The 21,598-nt window shown below is 60.1% G+C and carries 18 protein-coding genes and 1 pseudogene; 17 read left to right on the plus strand and 2 right to left on the minus strand.

What is annotated here, in order from left to right; all coding sequences use genetic code 11:
* The coding region (locus H8B15_RS15750) for an NAD(P)H-binding protein (protein WP_187320631.1) at nt 1-497 on the minus strand (497 nt) is incomplete at its 3' end.
* A gap of 502 nt (nt 498-999) precedes the next feature.
* On the opposite strand from H8B15_RS15750, the gene H8B15_RS15755 reads away from it, so the two are divergent.
* The 7 genes from H8B15_RS15755 to H8B15_RS15780 all read left to right on the plus strand — a co-directional run bounded on the left by H8B15_RS15755 (nt 1,000) and on the right by H8B15_RS15780 (nt 5,302).
* Nucleotides 1,000-1,914, plus strand: coding sequence for a helix-turn-helix domain-containing protein (locus H8B15_RS15755; protein ID WP_187320632.1), 915 nt, complete (start codon nt 1,000-1,002; stop codon nt 1,912-1,914).
* Between the two features lie 77 nt (nt 1,915-1,991).
* A complete protein-coding gene (locus H8B15_RS15760; protein ID WP_187320633.1) occupies nt 1,992-2,432 on the plus strand; it encodes a DUF6010 family protein in 441 nt (146 codons plus the stop codon).
* Nucleotides 2,433-2,436: 4 nt separating this feature from the next.
* Nucleotides 2,437-2,892 carry a hypothetical protein gene (locus H8B15_RS15765; protein ID WP_187320634.1) on the plus strand — a complete coding sequence of 152 codons (456 nt, stop codon included), beginning with the start codon at nt 2,437-2,439 and terminating at the stop codon, nt 2,890-2,892.
* Nucleotides 2,893-2,897: 5 nt separating this feature from the next.
* Nucleotides 2,898-3,212 (plus strand): DUF3817 domain-containing protein, encoded by a 315-nt coding sequence (locus H8B15_RS15770; protein WP_187320635.1) that lies wholly within the window; start codon nt 2,898-2,900, stop codon nt 3,210-3,212.
* Between the two features lie 294 nt (nt 3,213-3,506).
* The gene (locus H8B15_RS21295; RefSeq protein WP_343069171.1) at nt 3,507-3,749 is read left to right on the plus strand and encodes a hypothetical protein; all 243 of its coding nucleotides are present in this window, start codon (nt 3,507-3,509) and stop codon (nt 3,747-3,749) included.
* 83 nt (nt 3,750-3,832) lie between these two features.
* Complete coding sequence (locus H8B15_RS21300; RefSeq protein ID WP_343069172.1) at nt 3,833-4,432, plus strand: helix-turn-helix domain-containing protein; 600 nt, start codon at nt 3,833-3,835, stop codon at nt 4,430-4,432.
* A gap of 96 nt (nt 4,433-4,528) precedes the next feature.
* Entirely contained in the window at nt 4,529-5,302 is a 774-nt protein-coding gene (locus H8B15_RS15780; RefSeq protein WP_187320636.1) for an SDR family oxidoreductase, read from the plus strand.
* Between the two features lie 676 nt (nt 5,303-5,978).
* Here the strand turns inward: H8B15_RS15780 and H8B15_RS15785 are convergent.
* A complete protein-coding gene (locus H8B15_RS15785) occupies nt 5,979-6,725 on the minus strand; it encodes an SDR family NAD(P)-dependent oxidoreductase (RefSeq protein WP_187320637.1) in 747 nt (248 codons plus the stop codon).
* 161 nt (nt 6,726-6,886) lie between these two features.
* On the opposite strand from H8B15_RS15785, the gene H8B15_RS15790 reads away from it, so the two are divergent.
* The 10 genes and pseudogenes from H8B15_RS15790 (at nt 6,887) to H8B15_RS15835 (ending at nt 21,521) form a co-directional block, all read left to right on the plus strand.
* Nucleotides 6,887-7,258 carry a winged helix-turn-helix transcriptional regulator gene (locus H8B15_RS15790; protein ID WP_187320638.1) on the plus strand — a complete coding sequence of 124 codons (372 nt, stop codon included), beginning with the start codon at nt 6,887-6,889 and terminating at the stop codon, nt 7,256-7,258.
* A gap of 493 nt (nt 7,259-7,751) precedes the next feature.
* Nucleotides 7,752-7,937 carry a hypothetical protein gene (locus H8B15_RS15795; protein ID WP_187320639.1) on the plus strand — a complete coding sequence of 62 codons (186 nt, stop codon included), beginning with the start codon at nt 7,752-7,754 and terminating at the stop codon, nt 7,935-7,937.
* Nucleotides 7,938-8,255: 318 nt separating this feature from the next.
* Entirely contained in the window at nt 8,256-8,639 is a 384-nt protein-coding gene (locus H8B15_RS15800) for a transposase (protein WP_187320640.1), read from the plus strand.
* 1,152 nt (nt 8,640-9,791) lie between these two features.
* Nucleotides 9,792-10,517 (plus strand): helix-turn-helix transcriptional regulator, encoded by a 726-nt coding sequence (locus H8B15_RS15805; RefSeq protein ID WP_185284434.1) that lies wholly within the window; start codon nt 9,792-9,794, stop codon nt 10,515-10,517.
* 51 nt (nt 10,518-10,568) lie between these two features.
* Nucleotides 10,569-10,985: a VOC family protein gene (locus tag H8B15_RS15810; RefSeq protein ID WP_185284435.1), complete on the plus strand. Its 417-nt coding sequence runs from the start codon at nt 10,569-10,571 to the stop codon at nt 10,983-10,985.
* 407 nt (nt 10,986-11,392) lie between these two features.
* Nucleotides 11,393-11,593 (plus strand): annotated as a pseudogene (locus tag H8B15_RS21410) (transposase); the annotation flags it as partial.
* A 492-nt stretch (nt 11,594-12,085) separates the two neighbouring features.
* Complete coding sequence (locus H8B15_RS15820) at nt 12,086-14,860, plus strand: hybrid sensor histidine kinase/response regulator transcription factor (RefSeq protein ID WP_258049151.1); 2,775 nt, start codon at nt 12,086-12,088, stop codon at nt 14,858-14,860.
* Between the two features lie 340 nt (nt 14,861-15,200).
* On the plus strand, nt 15,201-18,371 hold the full coding sequence (locus tag H8B15_RS15825) for a SusC/RagA family TonB-linked outer membrane protein (RefSeq protein ID WP_185284437.1): 3,171 nt from the start codon (nt 15,201-15,203) through the stop codon (nt 18,369-18,371).
* 24 nt (nt 18,372-18,395) lie between these two features.
* A complete protein-coding gene (locus H8B15_RS15830) occupies nt 18,396-20,120 on the plus strand; it encodes a RagB/SusD family nutrient uptake outer membrane protein (RefSeq protein ID WP_185284438.1) in 1,725 nt (574 codons plus the stop codon).
* 81 nt (nt 20,121-20,201) lie between these two features.
* Nucleotides 20,202-21,521 (plus strand): sugar porter family MFS transporter, encoded by a 1,320-nt coding sequence (locus H8B15_RS15835; RefSeq protein WP_185284439.1) that lies wholly within the window; start codon nt 20,202-20,204, stop codon nt 21,519-21,521.
* Nucleotides 21,522-21,598: the final 77 nt, after the last annotated feature.

A 21,598-nucleotide genomic window follows, 5' to 3' on the forward strand; every position in this document is an offset into this window, starting at 1 on the left:
TTGCCGAATACGCCGCGGCTTTTAATCAGGGGAATATCCCGCAGGAAGTTGGTGTAAAAGAAGCCCGAGCGCAGCGCGGTAACGTCGACTCCGGACAACTGGTGCAGGCTTTGCTCCACCCAGTGCACTCCCTGAATGGGACCGGTGCCCCCGGCCGCGTCGGCCCCCACGCTGCTCAGCAGCACCACCCGCGGCACCCCCGCCGCCTTCACGGCCTGAGCACACGCCTGGCCGGCCGCGGCAATGTTCTGAATCAGGTGAGCAGTACCCATGGACGGCGGCATCATGACAAAGACGGCCTCGGCCCCGGTGAAAGCCGCAGTCAAGAACGCCGCGTCGCTGAGCGACCCCACGGCGGCGGTGGCCCCCAGGGCCTCAATGGCGGCTTGGCGGTCGGCTTGGCTGGTAACCACGGTGAGGTCGTGGCCGGCGGCTAGCAGCTGCTCAACAACTGGTTTGGCGATGTTGCCGAGGGAGCCGGTGGTGGTGATTTTCATAGTAGTAGAGAAGGGAAGTGGTTGGTGGTAGAGGTAGTAGAACAGGCGCTGTTTGCAGTGGCGCAGGTGCTTAAAGCAGGGCCGGTAAACGCCTGGTCACCCAGCCGCGGGCAGCCCCAACGGTGCGTTCGGCGCGTTTAACCAGATGCAGAGCAAAGGTGGTAGAGAATCCGCGCGGGAAATAGTCGCATAGGATAACAAATCAGCCTGATCCGACAGAATACCGCGCGGCAGCAAGCAGCTCGAATAGCGCCCTAATGGCCACCAACGGAGCTTCAGCAGGTTAGCCGGGTTGTACCCGAGTGGGTAGTCGAGAGAAACCTTGTGATAATCGGCTTCGCAGGAGATATTCACCTCGCCATAAGTGCCCCTAAAAGAGGACGCCTACTCCAGATCGGAGGCTGAAACCACGCGTAGTGCCTATCTTTTCTGGACTCACCGGCTGCCTGTATTCGAAGGCCCGGCCGTTGGCGCCCCTTCCCATTCCTGCCATCTTGCTGTCATGCCCGCACCCAGTATCCACACCTATGCCCCGCGCGACTACCTGCGCCAGTTTGCCGCCGGCGCGGCGGCTGTGCCGCAGCTGCTCACGGCCGCTGCCGAACAGTTCTTTATTGTGCCCGTGGAGCGCCTGTACCCGCTGTTCACGCAGGCGCTGCCCCCTACGCGCGCCACGGCGCACACCTGCCTGCTGCTGACCTCGGGCACGGCCACCATGCACATCGGCCCGGAGCGTTGCACCATCGGCCCCGGCGAGCTGCTGCTGGTGCGCGCCGGGCAGGTGTATGCCTTCGAGCCCGGTGACCAGAACACAGGCCTGCTGTGTCACTTCCACGACGATTTGCTCATTGGCCCGGCCGGGCGGGCTGACGCGCTGGCGGCCTTCAGCTTGCTGCATTTCTGGGGCGGGCCCGTTGTGCGGCTGGACGCGGGAACGGCGGGCTTCGTCGAGAACCTGCTACGGCGGCTGCTGGTCGAGTACGAGGCCCACGCCCTGGAGCATCCCCGGCTGGTACGCGCCTACTTGCTGGCACTGCTGGAAGAACTTCACCAAGCCGCGGTAACGGACCTACCGGTGGCGCAGGATACAGCCGGAACGCTGGCCAACCGCTTCAAGCAGCTGGTAGCCACCTCGCTGTCCTCGCTGCACCTGGTCAGCGACTACGCCGAGCGCCTGCACGTCACGCCCAATTACCTGACCAAGGCCGTGCGCACCGCTACCGGCAAGCCCCCGGCCCGCTGGATTGAGGAATCCATTGTACTGGAGGCCAAAGTGTTGCTGGGCCACAGCACTTGGCCAATCAGTGACATTGCGCAGCGGGTTGGGTTGAGTGACCCATCCTACTTCAGTCGATTGTTCAAGAAGCACGCCGGCCTCTCACCGTTGGCCTATCGCAAAAAGGTGGAAAAGTCCTGATTTCGTCCCGGCGCGTACTAGCCGCCTGGGCGCTGCGAGCGAGACCTTTGCCGGGTACCTTTTATCCCCCAAGCGCCATGCTACCGGCTCATCCTCCCCTTTTCCACGTCCCCGACGCCCTGGCTGCCGTCGTGGTGGCGGGTGTTCTTATTCTGCTTTTTTCCTTCATTAAGGAGCCGGCCCGCCACCAGTTCATGGCCATTTTTGTGGCCGGGGCTGGCGGGGCCTACCTCAACGGTGGCCTGGGCATCTGGGAGTTTCCTTTCGCTACACTGATGCTGTACGTGGCCTACCGCGGGCTGCGCTCCTACGCCTTCATTGGCCTCGGCTGGCTGTTGCACACGGGCTGGGACGTGGTGCACCACGTGTATGGAACGCCCATTGTGCCGTTTGTGCCTACCTCGTCCGGGCAATGCGCCATTTGCGACGCCCTGTTGGCCGTCTGGTTTTTCTACCAGGCTCCGTCGGCCTACGCGTACCTGAAACGCTGGCGCCGTACCGGGCGGCTGGCTTCCTAGGTCGATGTACCTACTACTGCTTACCCTGCACTCGTGGGGCCGGTGGGCCGTGTTGCTTGGCCTGCTCTGGGGCCTCGGCCAGGCCTACCGGGGCTGGTGGGGTGGCCGCTCCTTCACCCCGCTCGACGACACGCTCCGACACGGCGTAGCTACCCTGGCGCACGTGCAACTCACGCTGGGTTACGGGCTTTACTTCGTAAGCCCCGTCACGGGGGCTTTTCACCTACGCGACGCCGTGCATGCCCCCGGCGCGCTATTCTTCGGCTTGCAGCACGTGCTGGCCATGACCGTGGCCGTGGTCGTGCTGACCATCGGCGCGGCGCTGGCCAAGCGCCGCACCCCCGACGCGGCCAAGTTCCGCACCATGGCGTTGTGGTTCTCGGCCACATTGCTGCTTGTCTTTCTGGCCATTCCCTGGCCCTTCCTGCCGTGGGCACCGCGGCCCTACTTCCGCCTGTAATTCCCATGAAACTGCTCCCCTCTGCTATCGGCCGCCTGCGCCTATTGGGGCTCCTTGAAGGCGTGTCCCTGCTGCTGCTCGTCGGCGTGGCCGTACCGCTAAAGCACCTCTACGGTGATGCGTCGCTGGTGCGCGCCCTCGGGCCCTTGCACGGCCTGCTATTCCTCCTCTACCTGCTGGGCACGCTGCGCGTCGGCGTCGAGCAGCACTGGCGCTTTGCCCACACCACCTGGAAAGTGCTGGTAGCCTCGTGCGTCCCCTTCGGCACGCTGTACGTGGAGCGCAAGATCCTGGCGCCCCTGCAGCGGCAAGCGCGCTAACGGATGGACGTGCTCGTGTTTGAAATGGCAGCCGCACCCCGAGGTCAAGGGCTACCCGTTTCAAAAACGACGCCCTCAATGCTGACGACGACGGCCGGCTATCCCTTTGGACCGACGTTCCACGGCCCGGAGTAGTTGCGCCTCTGTACACATAACTGCTACTGGTAACACCTCTTATTCTGTTGAAGACCTGAATAGCGGCTATTACCTGTTGCCTAACTGGGGAAATAACGGCGCCGGCACTACCTTGCCCCGTCGTAGTCACATCGCTGAATTTTGCAAGTCTTCTGTCGTATGCCCGTTACTTCCCTCGACGAGTTTTATCAGCAGCTGGCCACGGCCACCGGTACGGACCTGCACACGCTGCTGCCCACCGGTATTCAGCAGGACATCGGGCATTTCAACATCTTCAACGTGGCCGACCTGTTTCGGGAACACCGCGACAAGCCGCTCATGCCCTATGACCGCCGGGCGTACTACAAAATCAGCCTCAGGGGCGTAGCCGGGCCGAGTATGCCGATAAGGTTATTGAGATAGAGCGCCACGCGCTGCTGTTTGCCACGCCCCAGGTACCCTACCACTGGCTGCCCGCCGACCAGGAGCAGGACGGCTACTTCTGCGTGTTTACCAGCGAGTTCTTGCTGCCGGCCAAGAGCGGCGTGCGGCTCGATGAGCTGCCCCTCTTCCGGGCTGGCGGCTGCCCCGTGTTCCCCCTCACCGACGAGGAGTACGCCGAGGGGCTTGTCATTTTCCAGAAGATGGCCCGCGAAATTACCTCGGCCTACGCCTACAAGTACGATTTGCTGCGCACCTACGTGCTGGAGCTGTTGCACCAGGGCCAGAAGCTGCAGCCCGCCACGGCGCTCTACCCGGCCCACTCGGCCGCGGCACGGGTCACCACCTTGTTTGTGGAGCTGCTGGAGCGGCAGTTTCCCATTGAGACGCCGCAGCAGCGCCTGCGTCTGCGCTCGGCCACGGACTACGCCGACCAACTGGCCGTGCACGTGAACCACCTCAACAAGATGCTCAAAGAAACAACCGGCCGCACGACTACCGACCTCATCTCGGCGCGGATGGTGCAGGAAGCCAAGCTGCTGCTCCGGCAAACGCAATGGAGCGTGGCGGAAATTGCCGACAGCCTGGGCTTCGGGGAAGTGGCCCACTTCTCGAATTTCTTCAAGCGCCAGACCGCCTGCTCGCCCGCCGCGTTCCGGGGGTAGGGTTGATTGAATTTTGCAACAAGTCGATTGCGATGCGCAACCAGCTGCCCGTGGGCGGGCCGCACCTTTGCGGCGTACTTAACTGCCACGCTCCCCATGAACTTACGTCATCAAACCATCTTACTTACTGGCGGCACGAGTGGCCTCGGCTACGAATTTGCCGCCCAGCTACTGGCTCTGGGCAACACCGTCCTACTCACCGGCCGCGACCCGGCCAAGCTGGCCCAGGTGCGGCAGCAGCTGCCCGGTGTACACACGTTGCAGAGCGACGTGAGCGACCCGGCTGCTATTGCCCAGCTCTATGAGCAGGTAACGGCTCAGTTTCCGCAACTCAGCATCCTCATTAACAACGCGGGGCAGATGCGCAAGCTCGACCTGCTGGCGTCGGCGCAGCAGGTGCCCGAGCTGACGCGGGAGCTGGACGTGAACCTGGCCGGGCCTATGCGCATGGTGCAGCAGTTTCTGCCTCACCTGCTGCGCCAGCCCGCCGCCGCTATCCTCAACGTGACCTCCGGGCTGGCGCTGACGCCCTACCCCCTGGCCCCGGTGTACGGCGCCAGCAAGGCCGGCCTGCGGGCCTACACCAAGGCCCTGCGGGTGCAGCTGCAGGGCACGCCGGTGCAGGTGTTCGAGCTGGTAGCGCCCGCCGCCAAGACGCCCCTGAGCACGCCGTTTGCCGGCGACGTAGCGGAGAAGGACCTGATGGCCCCGCGCCCGCTCATTGCGCAGACGCTCCGGGCCATGCAGACCAACCAGTGGGAGGTCTACCCCGGCCTGGCCAAGATGCTGCGCCTACTCAGCCGGGTAGCCCCCGACCTGTTGCTGCGGCAGCTCAGCAAAGGCGTGCGCGAGTCGCTGGCCCGGCGCTAGCCGCTGGCCCCGGCATTCACTCCGTTTGCTGCGTAGGCCCACACGTGGGGAGAAACGTACCGGCCTGCCGGCTGGGGCCGCAGGGCTTGCGGCGGCTGGGCGCCCTGCAAAGCCCGCGCTGCCGGAAAAGGGCGCTAGCAACTTGCTCGGACCTTGCCCGATGCTTGCGTCGGGTAGAAGGTGCAAAGGCGCAACCATCCCAGCTATAGCAGTGATAGTGGCGAGTTAGTGTACGGCTCGCCCGGGAAGGTGAGCTAAAGCATCAGCAGGGCCAACTCGTCCGTCTTACCAGGTAGGCACGGCACCTAGTCTACACTGATCAGTGCACGCACCAGCGCACGTTTACTGCTACTACACTTCAGGAAGAGAAAGCCTAATAAAACTCCTTGGCATCCAAGAGCCTTTCCTTATCAGTTATCGGTATAAGCCCGAACAAGCTGGCCGCCGCTTCCTGGCAAAAACGGGACTCTCCGCCGACTACCAAACCCTATTCACCCATGGCAATTAGGAACGGCTTACGCAGGCGGCCACGCGGTAAAAAGTAATGAGCAGGCTTGCCCCCTACCCCGTATTTTTCCTGGATTCTTCTTAAGCGCTACGCTGCTTGTGGAAGAGTCAAAAGAGATGCCGGGGTAGGGCGTCCACTTGTGCATGTGCCTAACCGGTTAAAAACGCCTTATACTGACCAGCCCCCATCCAGGTTTAGGGTCGCGCCGGTGATGTAGCCGGCCGCCTCACTAGCCAGGAAAGTGACTAGCTGGCCTACCTCGTCGGCCGTGCCAAAGCGCCCCAGCGGAATGTCGGCCAGCAGCGCCGCCATCGTGGCGGGGTCGGTAGGGGTCAGGTCGGTGGCAATCAGGCCGGGCTGCACCACGTTGACGGTGATGCCGCGCGGCGCCAAATCCTTGGCCCAGGCCCGGGTGTAGGCAGCCAGGGCGCCCTTGCTGGCGGCGTACTCGCCCAGCCCGATGAACGGCACTCGCACGTTGGAGCCTGAGCCGATGGTGATAATGCGCCCGCCTGTGGGTAGGTGGGGTACAACCGCCCGCACCGTCTGGGCCGTGCCCCAGGTGTTCACCTGCCACAGCCGCTGAATGGCCTCCTCGTCGGGTGCGGCCTCGTCCACGGGGCTTTGCAGATGAATGCCGGCGTTGTTGACTAGAATAGCAAGCTGACCGAACTGGTCGAGTACCTGGCGCACGGCCGCGCGCACCTGCTCAGGCTGGGCCGTGTCGGCGCGCACGGCTAGCGCCGCGCCGCCCGCCTGGGTTATCTCCTCGACGAGGGCCTGGGCTTGGTCGGTGGCCTGCACGTAGGTGAAGGCTACGCGCACGCCGGCGGCGGTCAGGGCCCGCACAATGCCAGCGCCAATGCCCCGGCTCCCGCCCGTCACGAGGGCCACTCTATTTGTCAATCCGTTCATGGCTAGGTTCATGTAGTGTGTGAAAAGCTGTTTGCGGGGCAAATTTCGGCCGGTGCGCCAACCGAAACCAGTACGGAGAAGTTATTCAGCGGGGGAGAATTTTATCCCCTAGGGTGTGCCGCCCGGCCTTGCTGGTGGCGGGCGGCCAACACAAGATCCGTATGACGTACCAGAAGAAAATTCCTAACACCCTGGACTGTGGCGCCGTGCTGACCAAAGCCGTGCTGCACGGCAAATGGAAGTCGACGCTGCTCAGCCTGATTGCCGAGGGCCGGCGCCGGCCCAGCGAGCTGCAACGCATCATTCCGGGGGCTACCCGGCGCGTGCTCAATGTGCAGCTAGCCGAGCTGGAGCAGCACGGGCTGGTGCATAAAATCGTGTTCGGGCAGCTCCCGCTGAAAGTAGAATACCATCTGACGAGCCTAGGGCAGTCCATTCTGCCGGTGATTGCAGTGATGGAGCAGTGGGGCAATGCCCACCGCGCCGAGCTCACGCAGGCGCTGGCGGCAGCCTCTACCAGAGCGGCCACGTAGTTTCTAACTCACCCACATACGACGGTGGTTGTCGGTAGCGCCCCCTATTGGAATGGACCGAAGGCTTCGGGGCTACCTTGCCGCAGCCGTACGTGGCTACGGAGTACATAGGCCTAGCAACGTGTCTGTAGCGTTTCAAGAATCATTTCAGTTGCCGTGTCAAACGTCAGCAGACTTGCCGCGTCCGGCGCCCGAAGTTGGTTGGGCGCCGGACGCGGCAAGCTGACAAAGCCACTTGTGGCTGTTGCAGAACAGACAGCTTGTTATCGGGAACGCTCGTACAGGGAAGATGCAAGGCAAGAAGCAGTTTACCGATCAAGTGGTCACCCACTTCCGCCTCTCCGAGCGGGTGCCCGCCATACCCTCTGCCGGCGGCTCGACAAGCTATTCGACTTAGATTTCCACTACCAGGAAACGCAAGGCTTCTGGGTCAGCCTTCGCTCGATTCGGTCATCTTTTTCAAGCTGGTATTAGTGGGCTACCGTATCCTGTCATGGATGCTCCATTTCCCCGCTCGGTTGTCGGTATTGACGTGAGCAAAGCTTTCTTAGCGGTGTGCTATCAAGCGAGCCCGCAGCTTAAGCACCTGAAGGTCCCCAACACCAAAGCGGGTTTTCAGCAACTGGTCAAGGTCTGTGGTACGCAATGTCTGTTCGTGATGGAAGCTACGGGCACCTAAAATTTGGCCTTGGCGTACTATCTCCATGAGTAGGGTGGGCAAGTGGCCGTGCTGAACCCCTTGGTCATTCGCCGCTTCATCCAGATGCACCTGAATAAAGGCAAAAGTGACCAAAAAGATGCGCAGTAGCTCTTGCGCTATGGTCAACAGCAGGCCGTGAAAACGTGGCAGCCGGAAGAAACGATGCTGGTCGAGTGTCGGCAGTTAGAACAAGTCACGGAACAACTACTCAAGCAAAAAACGATGGTGAGCAACTTATTAGAAGCCCTGCAACGCCAACCTTTTGTCAGTAGGGTCGCCTTGTAGCACCTACGGCAGATGGTAAAAACATTGACCCAGCAAGTCGAGGCGATAGAAGCCAAACTGCTGACGCTATTGGAACAACACTTTGCTTCGGAGATGACCCTGCTGTGCTCAATTCCCGGTGTTGGCCGCAAGACGGCGGGCATGCTGTTCTTGTTTGCCGGCGGCTTCACCCGCCTGGACAACTACCGTCAGTTGATTGCCATGGCGGGCCTCTCCCCGCGTGAGCACACGTCGGGCACGAGCATCCACGGCAAGGTGCGCATCACCACAATGGGTGGGGGCTTGATCCGGGGCAAACTGTTCATGTGCAGCTTCGCGGCCAAGAAATGTATGTGGCCTGCCAAGCCCTCTTTGACCGCCTCGTGGCTAAGAGAAAGAATAAGAAGCTGGCCCTGATTGCTGTCTGTAACAAGCTGCTCAAACAGGCCTTTGCCATCGTCAAATCCGGCGTGCCGTATCAAGCCGATTTTTCGTCAAAATTGGCCTTCAACCCTTGACTTTTAACACAGTTCATGTAAAGCAACTATTTTGTGAAATGAACTGCCTTGCCCTCTTTAGCTGAATATACCTTTCGTATCATTTTACCTGCATCATTCTTGCTATTCTTATCCCGTCGAACCTGCTTGCGGTTCGGTTCAAGAATGACTTCCTATTTACCTACATAGCCTTTGTTCGAGCCTTGGTCGCGCTACGCTACAGCGCTCTTTCTCCTGTTCGTATACCTACTCTATCTGTATAAGAGCGGTGTGTTACTGCGAAAGCGGTATCAACTTCAGCGTAACGGGCTCCGAACCACGGGCTATGTAGTGGCGCTACCGCTATTCGATGCATAGGAGTCGCTGTATAATCCCCAGATCGAGTATGTGGTTGCCGGGCAGTCCTATTCTTTAGTTGCTATCCTGCGCTATACTCCTTCCGACAAGATCCCGCGTGTCTTTCCGATCCTATATGACCCTGCCAACCCAGGCCGAGCCGAAGTGGATTCCTGGTGGACCCTGTATGGGGCCAAACTCCTAGAATTAGCAGGCTTTTCTTTCGCCGCCACAATCCTCCTGTTGCAACTGTTTGCTCCAAGCCTGCTGCCATCACTTGGACCGAATGACCCTGCTTACTAAGACAAAAGCTTGGAGAATGTGGCGGCTACTTGCTTGTCGTATAAGTCGTGTGGCTGTTGCAAAAGGCAATTTATAGACCAGGCTGTTGATGCTACTCTACTGGCCGGAACTACCGTCTCGTTGCCCCACCCTGTTTGCGGCTCTTTTTGGTGAACGAAACTTCCTGCATCAAGCGACAAACTACCTGAGGCCCTTGGGCATTTTCCACTCGGACCCCGTAAAACGTCCACCGGACCTCTCTGCTGCCCCACTGCCCCACGGTCTACTTTCCCCCCGCTGGCCGTACCAGACGGCCGCTGGACCTTCGCGCAAGAGAGGCCTTGGTTAAAAGTTTGGTACAAACGTTAACCAGGTCATTTGCTACTAAAGGCGAACAGATTCGGGAAAACCGTTGCCTACAGTCACCGCTTTAGTAGCCGTTAGCCGCTCCTCCATGAACCGTATCGACCGCCTATTTGGCCTGGTGACCCTCCTGCAAGCCCAGCGCTACGTGCCCGCTGAGCGCATGGCCGCGCAGTTTGGCATCAGTGTCCGCACCGTGTACCGCGACATCCGGGCGCTGGACGAGCAGGGTATCCCTGTGAGCTTTGAGGCGGGGCGAGGGTATTTCCTCGTGCCAGGCTACTTTCTGCCGCCGGTCAGCTTCTCGACGGAAGAAGCCAGTGCCCTGCTGCTGCTCGAAACGCTGGGCGCCACCCTGGCCGACCGTTCCATCCAGCCGCTGGTAACCGCTGCCCTGCAGAAAGTGCGCGCCGTGCTGCGTCCACCCGACCAGACGCGCTTGGCGCAGCTAGACCACGGCATGCAGCTAGCCATCCCCGAGTATCAGGAGCAGCATACCCAGTATCTGGCCCCCATGCAAGGGGCCATTGCCAAGCGGCAGGTGCTCGAACTGACCTATCGCGACAAAGCAGGCCACCAGACGCGGCGCCGCGTCGAGCCGATTGGATTAGTGTTTTACAATTTCGCCTGGCAGCTCGTCGGGTGGTGCCAACTGCGACAGGCCTACCGGGAGTTTCGCGTGTCGCGGGTGCAACACCTCACGGCCACGGGGCTGCCCTTCACCAATCCCGCGCCGTTGTCGCTGACCGACTACTTGGCAAGCCTGAAGCTACCACCTGCAAAAAAAGTTGGTGACAGGCGAAACCGACTGCCATAGGGTTGTCAGTGGCGGGGGAGAATTTTGCGACCTGAACACACTTCTCTCGCTATGCATTTCACTTCCGTCCGCCTCATCACCGCCGATGTGGAGCGCCTGACGCGCTTTTACGAGCACTTGTTTAACCAACCCTTTCGCCGCCCGGTCCCTGTTTTTGCCGAGCTGCGCACGGCGGGTGCCACGCTGGCCATTGGCCATACCAGTACCCTGGCACCCTTCGGTGGGGAGCAGGTAGCTACGGCCGCCGCCAACCGCTCGGCCATCCTGGAATTTCGCGTAGCCGACGTAGACGCCGTCTACCAGCGGCTGGCTGACTGGTTGCGCGACACGCTGGTACAGCAGCCGACCACCATGCCTTGGGGCAACCGCTCGCTGCTCTTCCGCGACCCGGATGGCAATCTCGTGAACCTGTTCACCCCGTTCGCTGCCGATGCTCTTGAACAGTTTGCCCGCCCGCCGGCGAAGTAGCACCCACCCGACCGCTAGCGCACTGAATCACGCAGCAAACCTATGCTAACCAGCCGGTTGTCCCCGCACCTGTTACGGACTCAGCATCGGGTAGCAGCCGGGTCGGGAAGGTCTCCCGGATAGAGCGTTCTCTCCACGCGGCCGTCGTCTGCTGACGGCTCGCCTTGCTGGCGCATGGTTTCGTGCAGGTGCTACACGACGAGGGGTATTTAGCAGGCAAGGCCACTGCGTAACGTTTGGACCAAACTTTTAACCAAGGCCAGGGGTCACGAAGGGACGTATTGGCTAAAGTCGGTAAATGTGCGTAGTGAAAGACGTAACTTTCACTACCTGACGACTAACGAATGAAAAAAGGACGATTCAGTGAGGCCCAGATTGTGGCCATTCTGCAATAACAAGCCAGCGGGCAGACCGTTGCCCAAATCGGGCGCGAGCATGGGCTGAGTGAGGCCACCTTTTATACCTGGAAGAACAAGTATGCGGGGGCAAGCGTGGCCGAGCTCACCCGGCTCAAACATCTGGAAGAGGAGAATCGAAAACTCAAGCAGATGTTCGCGGACCTAAGCCTAGAGAATCAGGCAATCAAGGAGATCTTGCGAAAAAAGTAAGTAGCCCTGCGGCGCGGCGCCAGGCAGCGCAGGGCTTAGTAGGGAAAGGCTGGAGTCAGCGGCGGGCGTGCGCCCTGGTGGGCCTCTCGCGTGGTAGCTATCTTGAACAAGCGGCTTAACATCTATTAATTAATGGCTTACCGAATGGGGGAACGCACAAGCCTAATCGCACTGCCCGTTCTTACTGGACCACCCTAGTCTAGTACACACACTGTGAACAGGTAGCCGCGAGCTACCTGTTGACTTATACGGTTTCGGGCAGATAGACTTACCAGCCTAATGGAAGAAAACCAGCTTCGCCCCGGCGGCAAGCCCCCCCATCGGTAAGCTGAATTGGGTTGTGCTGCAGGCTATCTTAAGGTGCCCATGGCGTCTAATTAACACCCGATAAACATCAATGGCTGTTTTCGGGCTGCACCACGTCGGCATTACCCTACCGTAACCTCACCCCGGCACTGAGAGCATCTTTAGCACTTACTGTATCTTAGCAGGATGAAGCAACTGCCTCACTTAATAAGCTGGCTACTTGGGTTATTTCTATTGTTGGGCTGCTTGAACGTGCATGTAGTAAGCGCTTCAGTGACAACGCGTTATGTTATTGGCTTTTCGCAGTGCACGATGAACGATGCCTGGCGACAAGCCATGTTGGTGGGCATGAAAAAAGAGTTGAGCTTTTATCCCAACGTAACGTTTCGGCTGAAGGACGCCCACGACAATACAACCCTCCAGCAGCGGCAGATACGCGAATTTCTGAAGGAGAAAGTAGATCTGTTGATTGTGTCGGCCAACGAAGCCGAACCGATTACTCCCCTGGTGGAGGAAGCTTTTAATCGGGGAATACCCGTCGTTATTCTCGACCGGCGCACCACCTCCCAGCTCTATACTGCCTACGTGGGCGGCAACAACCAGGAAGTGGGTAGGGCTGCGGGCCGCTACATTGGCAGCCTGCTGAAAGGCAAAGGCAAGATCCTGGAAGTATTGGGTGCAGCCGGGGCCTCCCCGGCTCGCGACCGGCACAAAGGCCTGTTGCAGGCACTACGCAGCTTCCCGCAGGTGCAGCTGGTAGGAGAGGTGCAAGGCAATTGGCAGCGCCCATCGGTGCTGGCAGCGTTGCCCGCCGTATTGCGTCTGCACCCGGATGTGCAGCTCATCTTTGCCCACAACGACCGCATGGCCTTGGGGGCCTACCAAGTATGCAAGCAACTGGGACTGGTTAAGCAGGTGCACGTGGTGGGGGTAGATGGGCTGGCGGGCGCCCAGGGAGGGTTGCAGCTGGTGCAGGATAGTATTCTCACCGCCACCCTGCTGTACTCGCCGGGTGGGGAAGAAGCCATTCGCACGGCCATGAAAATCCTGCACAACGAGCCGTACGACAAGGAAAACATGCTTAGCACCATGGTCATCGATTCGACGAACGTGCTGACCATGAAGATGCAGACTGAGAAGCTAGCCAGCCAGCAGCGTGATATTCAGCGGCAGCAAGAGTTGCTGGAAACCCAGCGACACACCTTTGTAAGCCAGCAGCGCGGCCTATATGTACTAGGCGCGGCGTTGCTGGGCGCCGCTGGTTTGGGGCTGCTCGTATGGCGGGCACTGCGGGCTAACCGACGCATCACTCGGATGCTGGCCCAACAAAATGAGGAAATCCGCTCGCAGCGTAATCAGATTCAGGGGCTAGCCGAGCAGGCCCGGGTGGAAACAGAGGCAAAGCTGCGTTTCTTCACAAACTTCTCGCACGAGCTGCGTACTCCGCTCACGCTTATGCTGGGGCCCTTGGAGGAAGTATTGACGGATGGCCCCCTCCTGGCGCCCTCGCATCGGCAGGAGCTGGGCCTGGTGCGTCGCAACGCCCAGCGCCTGTTGCAACTGGTCAATCAGTTGATGGACTTCCGCAAAATTGATGTGGGCAAGATGCCAGTGCGGGCCACCGAAGGTAATCTCGTAGCGTTCGTGCGCGAAATCATAGATATGTTCGAGAAAACAGCCCAGCAGCAGCGAGTCAGCTTACGCTTCTTGCCGGCCGAACCAGCGGTATGGCTGTGGTTCGACGTGAACATCTTGGACAAAGTATTTTTCAACCTGCTGGCTAATGCACTGAAATTTACCCCCGAGAAGGGCCAAGTCACGGTCAGTATAGAACCCCTGCCGGCGGAAGGCCACGTGCGGGTGAGCGTGGAAGATACGGGCCCCGGTATCAGCGCCCAGGACCAGGCACATATTTTCGAGTGGTTCTATCAAGGGCAGGCGCCCGGCGGTAAGGGCTCGGGCATGGGCCTGGCCTTGGCACTGGGCCTGACGCGCCTGCACCAGGGCCAGCTGACGTTTCGGAGCCAGGCAGGCCAGGGAAGTACTTTTGTTGTCACCCTGCCGCTTTCCCTACCCGACGCGATGCGCTCTGCCGCGCCCGTATCGATGCCCGTGGCCGCTTCCTTCCTGCTGGATGAGGAGCTGGCCGAAACCCTACCCGAAGCCGCCTTCGCCACCGGCGACAACAGCGCTGCCCTCGTGTTGGTGATTGAGGACAACCCCGAAGTCAATACGTTTCTGGCCCGGAAGCTGCGGCCCCACTTCCAAGTGCAAACGGCGTTGGATGCTGCCCACGGCCTTCGCCTGGCGGCCGACACCATTCCCGACCTGGTGGTGTGCGATGTGATGCTCCCCGACCAAAGCGGCCTGGACGTTGTGCAGCAGCTGAAGGGCGACTGGCGCACCTCCCATATTCCGGTAGTGTTGCTCACGGCCCGTTCGGCGCCCGAGCAGCAGGTGGAGGGCGTGCAGGCCGGCGCCGACCTCTACCTCACCAAGCCCTTCAATCCTACCTTTCTGCTCGAAAGCCTGCGCACCCTGCTAACTAACCGGCAGCGGCAGCGTGAGCACTTCCGCCGTGAGCTGAGTACCGCTACCGCTACAGTAGCTCCCCAACAGCGCGTAGATCAGAAATTCCTGGCCGACCTCACGGCCATTATCGAAGCGAATCTGGCTCGCCCCGAGCTGAGCGTGGAGGACGTAGCCCACAGCATGGGCCTCTCGCGGGTGCAGCTGTACCGCAAGATGAAGGCCGTGCTGGGTACCGGCGTAAGCGAATTCATTCAAAGCCTGCGCCTCACCAAAAGCCGGCAATTGCTGCTGGAAGAAGGCCTCACGATTGCGGAGGTGGCCTACCAGCTTGGCTTTTCCTCCCCAGCTTATTTCTCCACCAGCTTCAAGGGGCGCTATCAAATGTCGCCCTCCGAGTTTCGGGCGCTGCATACCACGCCCAGCACGTGATACGCCAGCGAAAATCAGGTGTAAAAAGTGAAAGCGACGCGCTTGACTGCAAACGTTTTCTAACTACAAAATACTGATATTAAGCTAATTAATTATTGAAAGGTAATTGATTCAAATGTGAAAGCTTTTGAATCAATCGTGTACTGTTGCAAGAGAAAGATCAGAGAATTTTGAGCCCTGAAGCCGTCGCAGCCTCCGGGCCAGTTCGTCTTCCGGGCCTGTTTCAAAGCTGCTGCTAAAACGTTTGCAGCTCAGGTAGGCCCGGTCGGATGTAACGTGGCAGGGGCAAGGAGCCGCTTCAATGCGCTTTCTGTTCTCACCCTCTTTCTCTTGCTACATTATGCACAAAAGTGTACCTCTGACGCGGCATCTGCGTGTGCTCACGCTACTGGCTGCGGCTCCCCTCACGGCCGCCGTGCTGCCGGGAGTAGCCGTGGCCGCCCTACCCAGTTCTGCTATTCAGGCGCTAGCGGATATTCCAATTACGGGTCAGGTAAACGACGAGAAAGGTGTGGGCCTACCCGGCGTTACTGTAGTAGTGAAGGGTACTACCAACGGGGCCTCCACCGACGGGGAGGGCCGCTTTGCCCTCACGGTGCCCGCTACCGCCACGCTCGTTGTTTCTTCCTTGGGCTACGCGCCGCAGGAGGTAGCCGTGGCCGGCAAAACCACCTTCACCATTCAGCTGGTGCCTTCCGCCCAGAACCTGGGTGAAGTGGTGGTGACCGGCTACCAGACCCAGCGCCGCGCCGACCTGACGGGTGCCGTGGCGGTGGTGAAGCCTGAGCAGATCAAGGACATGACGTCCAACAGCGTGGCCAACAACTTGCAGGGTAGGGTGCCGGGCGTACAAATTACCACGGATGGCTCGCCGAGTGGCAGCCGCACGGCCGTGCGCATCCGCGGCTTCGGCACGCTGGGCAACAACGACCCGCTCTACGTGATTGACGGCATCCCGACCAAGGAGGGGATCAACCAGCTCAACCAGAATGATATTGAGTCGATTCAGGTGCTGAAAGATGCGTCGGCGGCCAGTATCTACGGTTCGCGGGCCGGCAACGGCGTCATCATCATCACCACCAAAAAGGCGAAAAAAGGCGTGACGCGGGTGGACTTCTCCACGTTCTTCTCCGCCCAGAAGCCGGGGCCGCACATCAAGATGCTGAACACCCAGGAGTACGGGCGCATCTACTGGCAGGCCTCCGTCAACGACGGCACCAGGCCTACTATTCCGTTCTACAACTTTCAGTCGCACCTGGGTCCCGATGGCCGGCCGGTGCTGGACAACGTGACGGTACCGGAGTTTCTGGACGCGGCTCAAACCCAGCGCACCGCCAACACCGACTGGTTTAAAGAAACCCAGCAGACAGCGTTGGTGCAGCAGTACAACGTGAATGTAAGCAATGGCGGGGAGCACGGCGGCGTGCTGTTTTCGCTGAACTACTACAAGAACTCCGGTACGCTGAAATACACCGGCGCTGACCGCTGGACTACGCGCCTCAACTCGGACTACTCGCTGCTGGGTGACCGTCTGAAAATAGGGGAAAACCTGACGGTCAGCAAATTAGAGGAAGCTCAGTTCGACCTCAATCTGATTCGTGACCGAAGCAGCCAGCTGCTCAACATTGTGCCGGTGCGCACAGTGGACGGGGTAGGGTGGGGCGGCCCGGTGAACGGCATTGGCGACCGGGACAACCCCGTGCGCCTGCTCACCGACAACCAGCAGAATCGCTCGAATCTCTACCGCGTGTTCGGCAATGCCTTCGCCGACGCCGAAATCATCAAGGGGCTGCACCTGCGCACCAGTTTCGGCATCGACTACTCGCTGTATAAGTACAAGGAGCTGTACAAAACCTTCCGGGCCGGCTACCTGTCCAACGACAACAACCGTGTGACTAACAACGAAACCACGTTTGGTAACTGGGTGTGGCAGAACACGTTGAACTATGACCTGGCGCTGGGCGGCGGCAAGCACGCGCTGAGCTTTCTGCTGGGCAATGAGCGCATCAGCTACGCCAGCGAGAGTTTCTACGCCTCGCGCACCAACTTTGCCAGCGAAGACCCCAACTACATTGTGCTCGACGCGGGCTCGGCCAACAAGGACAACGGCGGCTCGGCCACGGCCTACCGCCTGGCTTCTTATTTCGCTAAGGTCAACTACTCGTTCATGGACCGGTACCTGCTCTCGGGTACCATCCGCCGCGATGGTTCCTCGCGCTTCGGGGCCGATAACCAGTTTGGGGTGTTTCCGGCCGTGTCGGGCGGGTGGCGCCTGAGCGAGGAGAGCTTCGTAAAAGACAACGTGAATGCCGTATCGGACCTGAAGCTGCGCGCTGGCTGGGGCCAGACTGGCAACCAGGACATTGCCAATTTTGCCTCACGGGCTATTTACCAGTCGAGCCTGGGGACGCTGGACCCCAACTTTGCCTATGACATTGGCACGGCCTACGACATCTACGGCAACGACACCAACCTGCCGGCCGGCTACCGGCGCGTGCAGCAGGCCAACCCCAACCTAAAGTGGGAAACCACTACCCAGACCAACGTGGGCCTCGACGTGGGCTTCTTCCAGAACAAGCTCACCGGCTCGGCCGACTACTTCGTGAAGAAGAGCACCGACATCTTGGTGAACCTGCCCTTCCTGGGGGTAGTAGGTGAGGGCGGCGACAAGTTCGTGAACGGCGCCTCCATCAAAAACTCGGGCTGGGAATTTCTGCTCACCTACCAGAACGCACTCAGCAACGGGCTGACGTTCAATGTGTCGGGCAATCTCTCCACGTACCGCAACCGACTCACCTACCTGCCCGACGAGGTGATTAACGCCTACGGCGGCAACGGTCAGGACGTGACGCGCCTGGGTCATTCCATCAACGCCGTGTACGGCTACGTGGCCGATGGCCTGTACCAGAATGCGACGGAAGTAGGCGAAGGCCCTACCCAGGTAGGCGCCGCCCCCGGCCGCATTCGCTACAAAGACCTGAACGGGGATGGGGTAATCGACAACTTCGACCAGACGTGGATTACGGAGGCCATTCCGGACTTTGCGTACGGCCTGAACCTGGGCGCCGCCTGGAAGGGCTTTGATGTGCAGGTGTTTTTCCAGGGCGTGCAAGGCCTCTACGCCTACAACAACTCAAAATTCCGTACGGATTTCTCCTCCTTGGCTTCGGGCGAGAACTGGGGGCAGCGCCTGCTCGATGCCTGGTCGCCGACCAACACGGGCTCTTCTATTCCGGCGCCTACCCTGGTAAACTCCAACAACGAGGGCCGCTCTTCCACTTACTTCGTCGAAAACGCGTCGTATCTGAAGCTGCGCAACGTGCAGGTGGGCTACAACCTACCCACTGCGCTGGTTAGCCGGCTGCGCCTGCAAAACGTGCGCGTGTACGTGCAGGGGCAAAACTTCCTCATCGCCAAGAGTAAGCAATTCACCGGCCCCGACCCCGAGGTGACCAACTACCAGTACCCGATACCGCGCGTGTTCACCACCGGCCTCAACGTTTCCTTCTAATTGCTACGCTAGCCAAACCTTCCCATGAAACTCCTCAAAACCAGCGTGCTGGCCTGCTCGCTGCTGGCCTTTTCGGTGAGCTGCAACGATAAAAGCTTCCTCAATGTAGACCCCACCGGGGCGCTCAGCGACGACCAGCTGAATACGGTTGGAAATATTGATAAACAAGTAATTGCGGCCTATGCGCAGTTAGGCAACGATATCTACTACGTGCCTTATACCTCCATGTGGCCCTACGGCAACGTGCGCGGCGGCGACGCCTACAAGGGCGGCGGGGGCACCGCCGACGTGGACGCGTTTCACTTCTACGAAACCTTCATTTTCAACCGCGTCGACCTGAGCAACACCGACGAGTTTTGGTACCGCATGTACCTGAGCATTTCGCGCTGCAACGACGCGCTGCGCCGCCTCAACGCCGTGGATGCCGCAACGATGCCCAACAAGGCGGTGCGCCAGGGCGAGATGCGCTTCCTGCGCGGGCACTTCTACTTCCTGCTCAAGGAGATGTTCAAGTACGTGCCTTACATCGACGAGGAATTACCGGTGGATCAATACCCCACCGTGTCGAACGTGGCCCTGAGCAACGACGCGCTGTGGAGCAAAGTGGCCGAGGACTTCCGCTTTGCGGTGGAAAACCTGCCCGCCACCCAGCCTGAAATCGGGCGGGCTACCAAGCCTGCCGCGCAGGCCTACCTGGCCAAAACGCTGTTGTACCAGGCCTATACGCAAAACGAAAGCAACGCCGTGACGGGCATCGACGCGGCCAAGCTCACGGAAGTGAATGCCCTGTGCAACGCCGTTATCAGCTCCGGCCAATACTCCCTGCATGCAGACTTTGCCACCAACTTCCTCACGGCGGGCGACAACGGGGTAGAGTCGGTGTTTGCCATTCAGTTTTCGCGCAACGACGGTACGCCCAAGGGCCGCACCGACCGCGGCAACGAGCTGAACTACCCCATGAACCCGGAGTACGGCTGCTGCTCGTTTCATCAGCCCAGCCAAAACCTGATCAACTCGTTTAAAACCGATGCCGGCGGGCTGCCCCGCTTCGCCGATTTCAACACCTCCGGCGACCTGACAACCCCGGCCGACTTCCTCAGCACGACCGTCGACCCGCGTCTCGACCACACGGTGGCCATTGTGGGGCACCCGTTCAAGTACGACCCTAACTTCGTGTTTCAGGAGTCGTGGGTGCGCGTGCCGCAGGTATACGGCTACAACCTGTCGATGAAGGAAAGCGTGCTGCCCACTGACCCCAGCTTTCAGAAGACGCCGCCCTTCATGAGCTCTTCGAAAAACTGGACGATTATCCGCTACGCCGACGTGCTGCTGTGGAAGGCCGAAGCGCTCATTGAGCTGAACCGGCCGTCGGAGGCCCTACCCCTCATCAACCAGATCCGGCAGCGGGCGCAGAACAGCACCGCGCGCCTGAAGCAAGCCAACGGCGCGGCTACCTCCAAGTACAACATTGGCCTCTACCCAACCGCCGGTTTCACGCAGGCCTACGCCCGCGAAGCCCTGCGTTTTGAGCGCCGCCTGGAGTTTGCCATGGAAGGATACCGCTTTTTCGACTTGGTGCGCTGGGGTATTGCGGCGCCCTACCTGAACACCTACTTCGCCAAGGAAAAGAACCTGCGGCAGTACCTGTCTACCGCCCGCTTCACGCCCGCCCGCGACGAATACATGCCGATTCCAATCAACCAGATCAACTTCAGCAAAGGACTATACAAGCAGAATGTAGGGTGGTAGGCGTGCTGTCACTGCCCCGCTGACTTTGGTGAATCCATAACGCAAACAGCTACGACGTACCCGTCAGCTACTTCTAAACGAATGAAAAAGAACGTTTTCTTCTGGTCCGTGGTGGTCGCGCTGGGCGGCTTACTTTTCGGATTTGATACGGCGGTGATTTCCGGGGCCGAGAAATCGGTGCAGCAGCTGTGGCAGCTCAACTCCTACCAGCACGGCCTGACCATGTCCATTGCCCTGATCGGCACCGTTATCGGGGCCATCTTTGGCAGCGTCCCATCCGATAAACTGGGGCGGCGCACCACCCTGAGCTGGATTGCGATGCTCTACCTGGTGTCGGCGGTAGGCGCGGCGCTGGCCCCCACGTGGGTGCCGTTCATGGTGTTCCGCTTCCTGGGCGGGCTCGGGGTAGGGGCTTCGTCGGTTACGGCGCCGCTGTATATTTCCGAAGTGTCGCCGCCCGCCTCACGGGGGCGCATGGTGGGCATGTTCCAGTTCAATGTGGTGTTTGGCATTCTGCTGGCCTACCTCTCCAACTACCTGCTGGCCGGGCTGGGGGGGGGGCAGGATTGGCGCTGGATGCTGGGCGTGCAGGCCGTGCCGTCGCTGGCGTTCTTCCTGCTGTTGTTCCGAATTCCCGAAAGCCCCCGCTGGCTGCTACGCCAAAACCGTACGGCCGAGGCGCGGGCCGTGTTTGAGCGCATTGACCCGGCTACGGCCGAGAACAACGTATCGACCATTTTGGTGGCCAACGCGGCCGAGGAAGGTGCCGGCGAGTCGTTGTGGGCTCCGCAGTACCGGCGGCCGGTGCTGCTGGCGGTGCTGTTCGCTATGTTCAACCAACTGGCGGGCATTAATGCCATCATCTACTATGCCCCCCGTATTTTCGAGTTGACGGGCCTGGGCCAAAGCGCGGCGCTGCTGTCGTCGGCCGGTATTGGGCTGGTGAACTTCTGTTTTACCCTGCTAGCCGTCAACATCATCGACAAATTTGGCCGGCGCAAGCTGATGCTCATCGGTTCCGTAGGGCTGATTGTGACGCTGGGCCTCGTGGCGGAAGCCTTTTACAGTCAGCGCAGTGGCCTGCTCGTGCCCCTGCTGCTATTTGGCTATATTGCCTTTTTTGCCTTCTCGCAAGGGGCCGTTATCTGGGTGTTTATTTCCGAGATTTTTCCGAGCGCCGTGCGTGCCAAGGGGCAGGCGCTGGGCAGCTCCACCCACTGGGTGCTGGCGGCCCTCATCACCTTTGCTTTTCCGGCCCTCACCGAGAAGCTGGGCGGTGGCAACACCTTCGCGTTTTTCTGCGCCATGATGGTGCTCCAGCTGCTCTACGTGTGGAAGCTGATGCCCGAAACCAAAGGTAAAACGCTGGAAGATGCCGACAAAGTGCTGGTGCTGCACTGAGCCGCCGCCGTTGCTATTGGGCGCGCTGTTTCTGACGCACAGCGTGCCCGCTAATCTACTTACTTAACCAAGACCCT

It is taken from the genome of Hymenobacter citatus (assembly GCF_014333615.1).
Taxonomy (GTDB): domain Bacteria; phylum Bacteroidota; class Bacteroidia; order Cytophagales; family Hymenobacteraceae; genus Hymenobacter; species Hymenobacter citatus.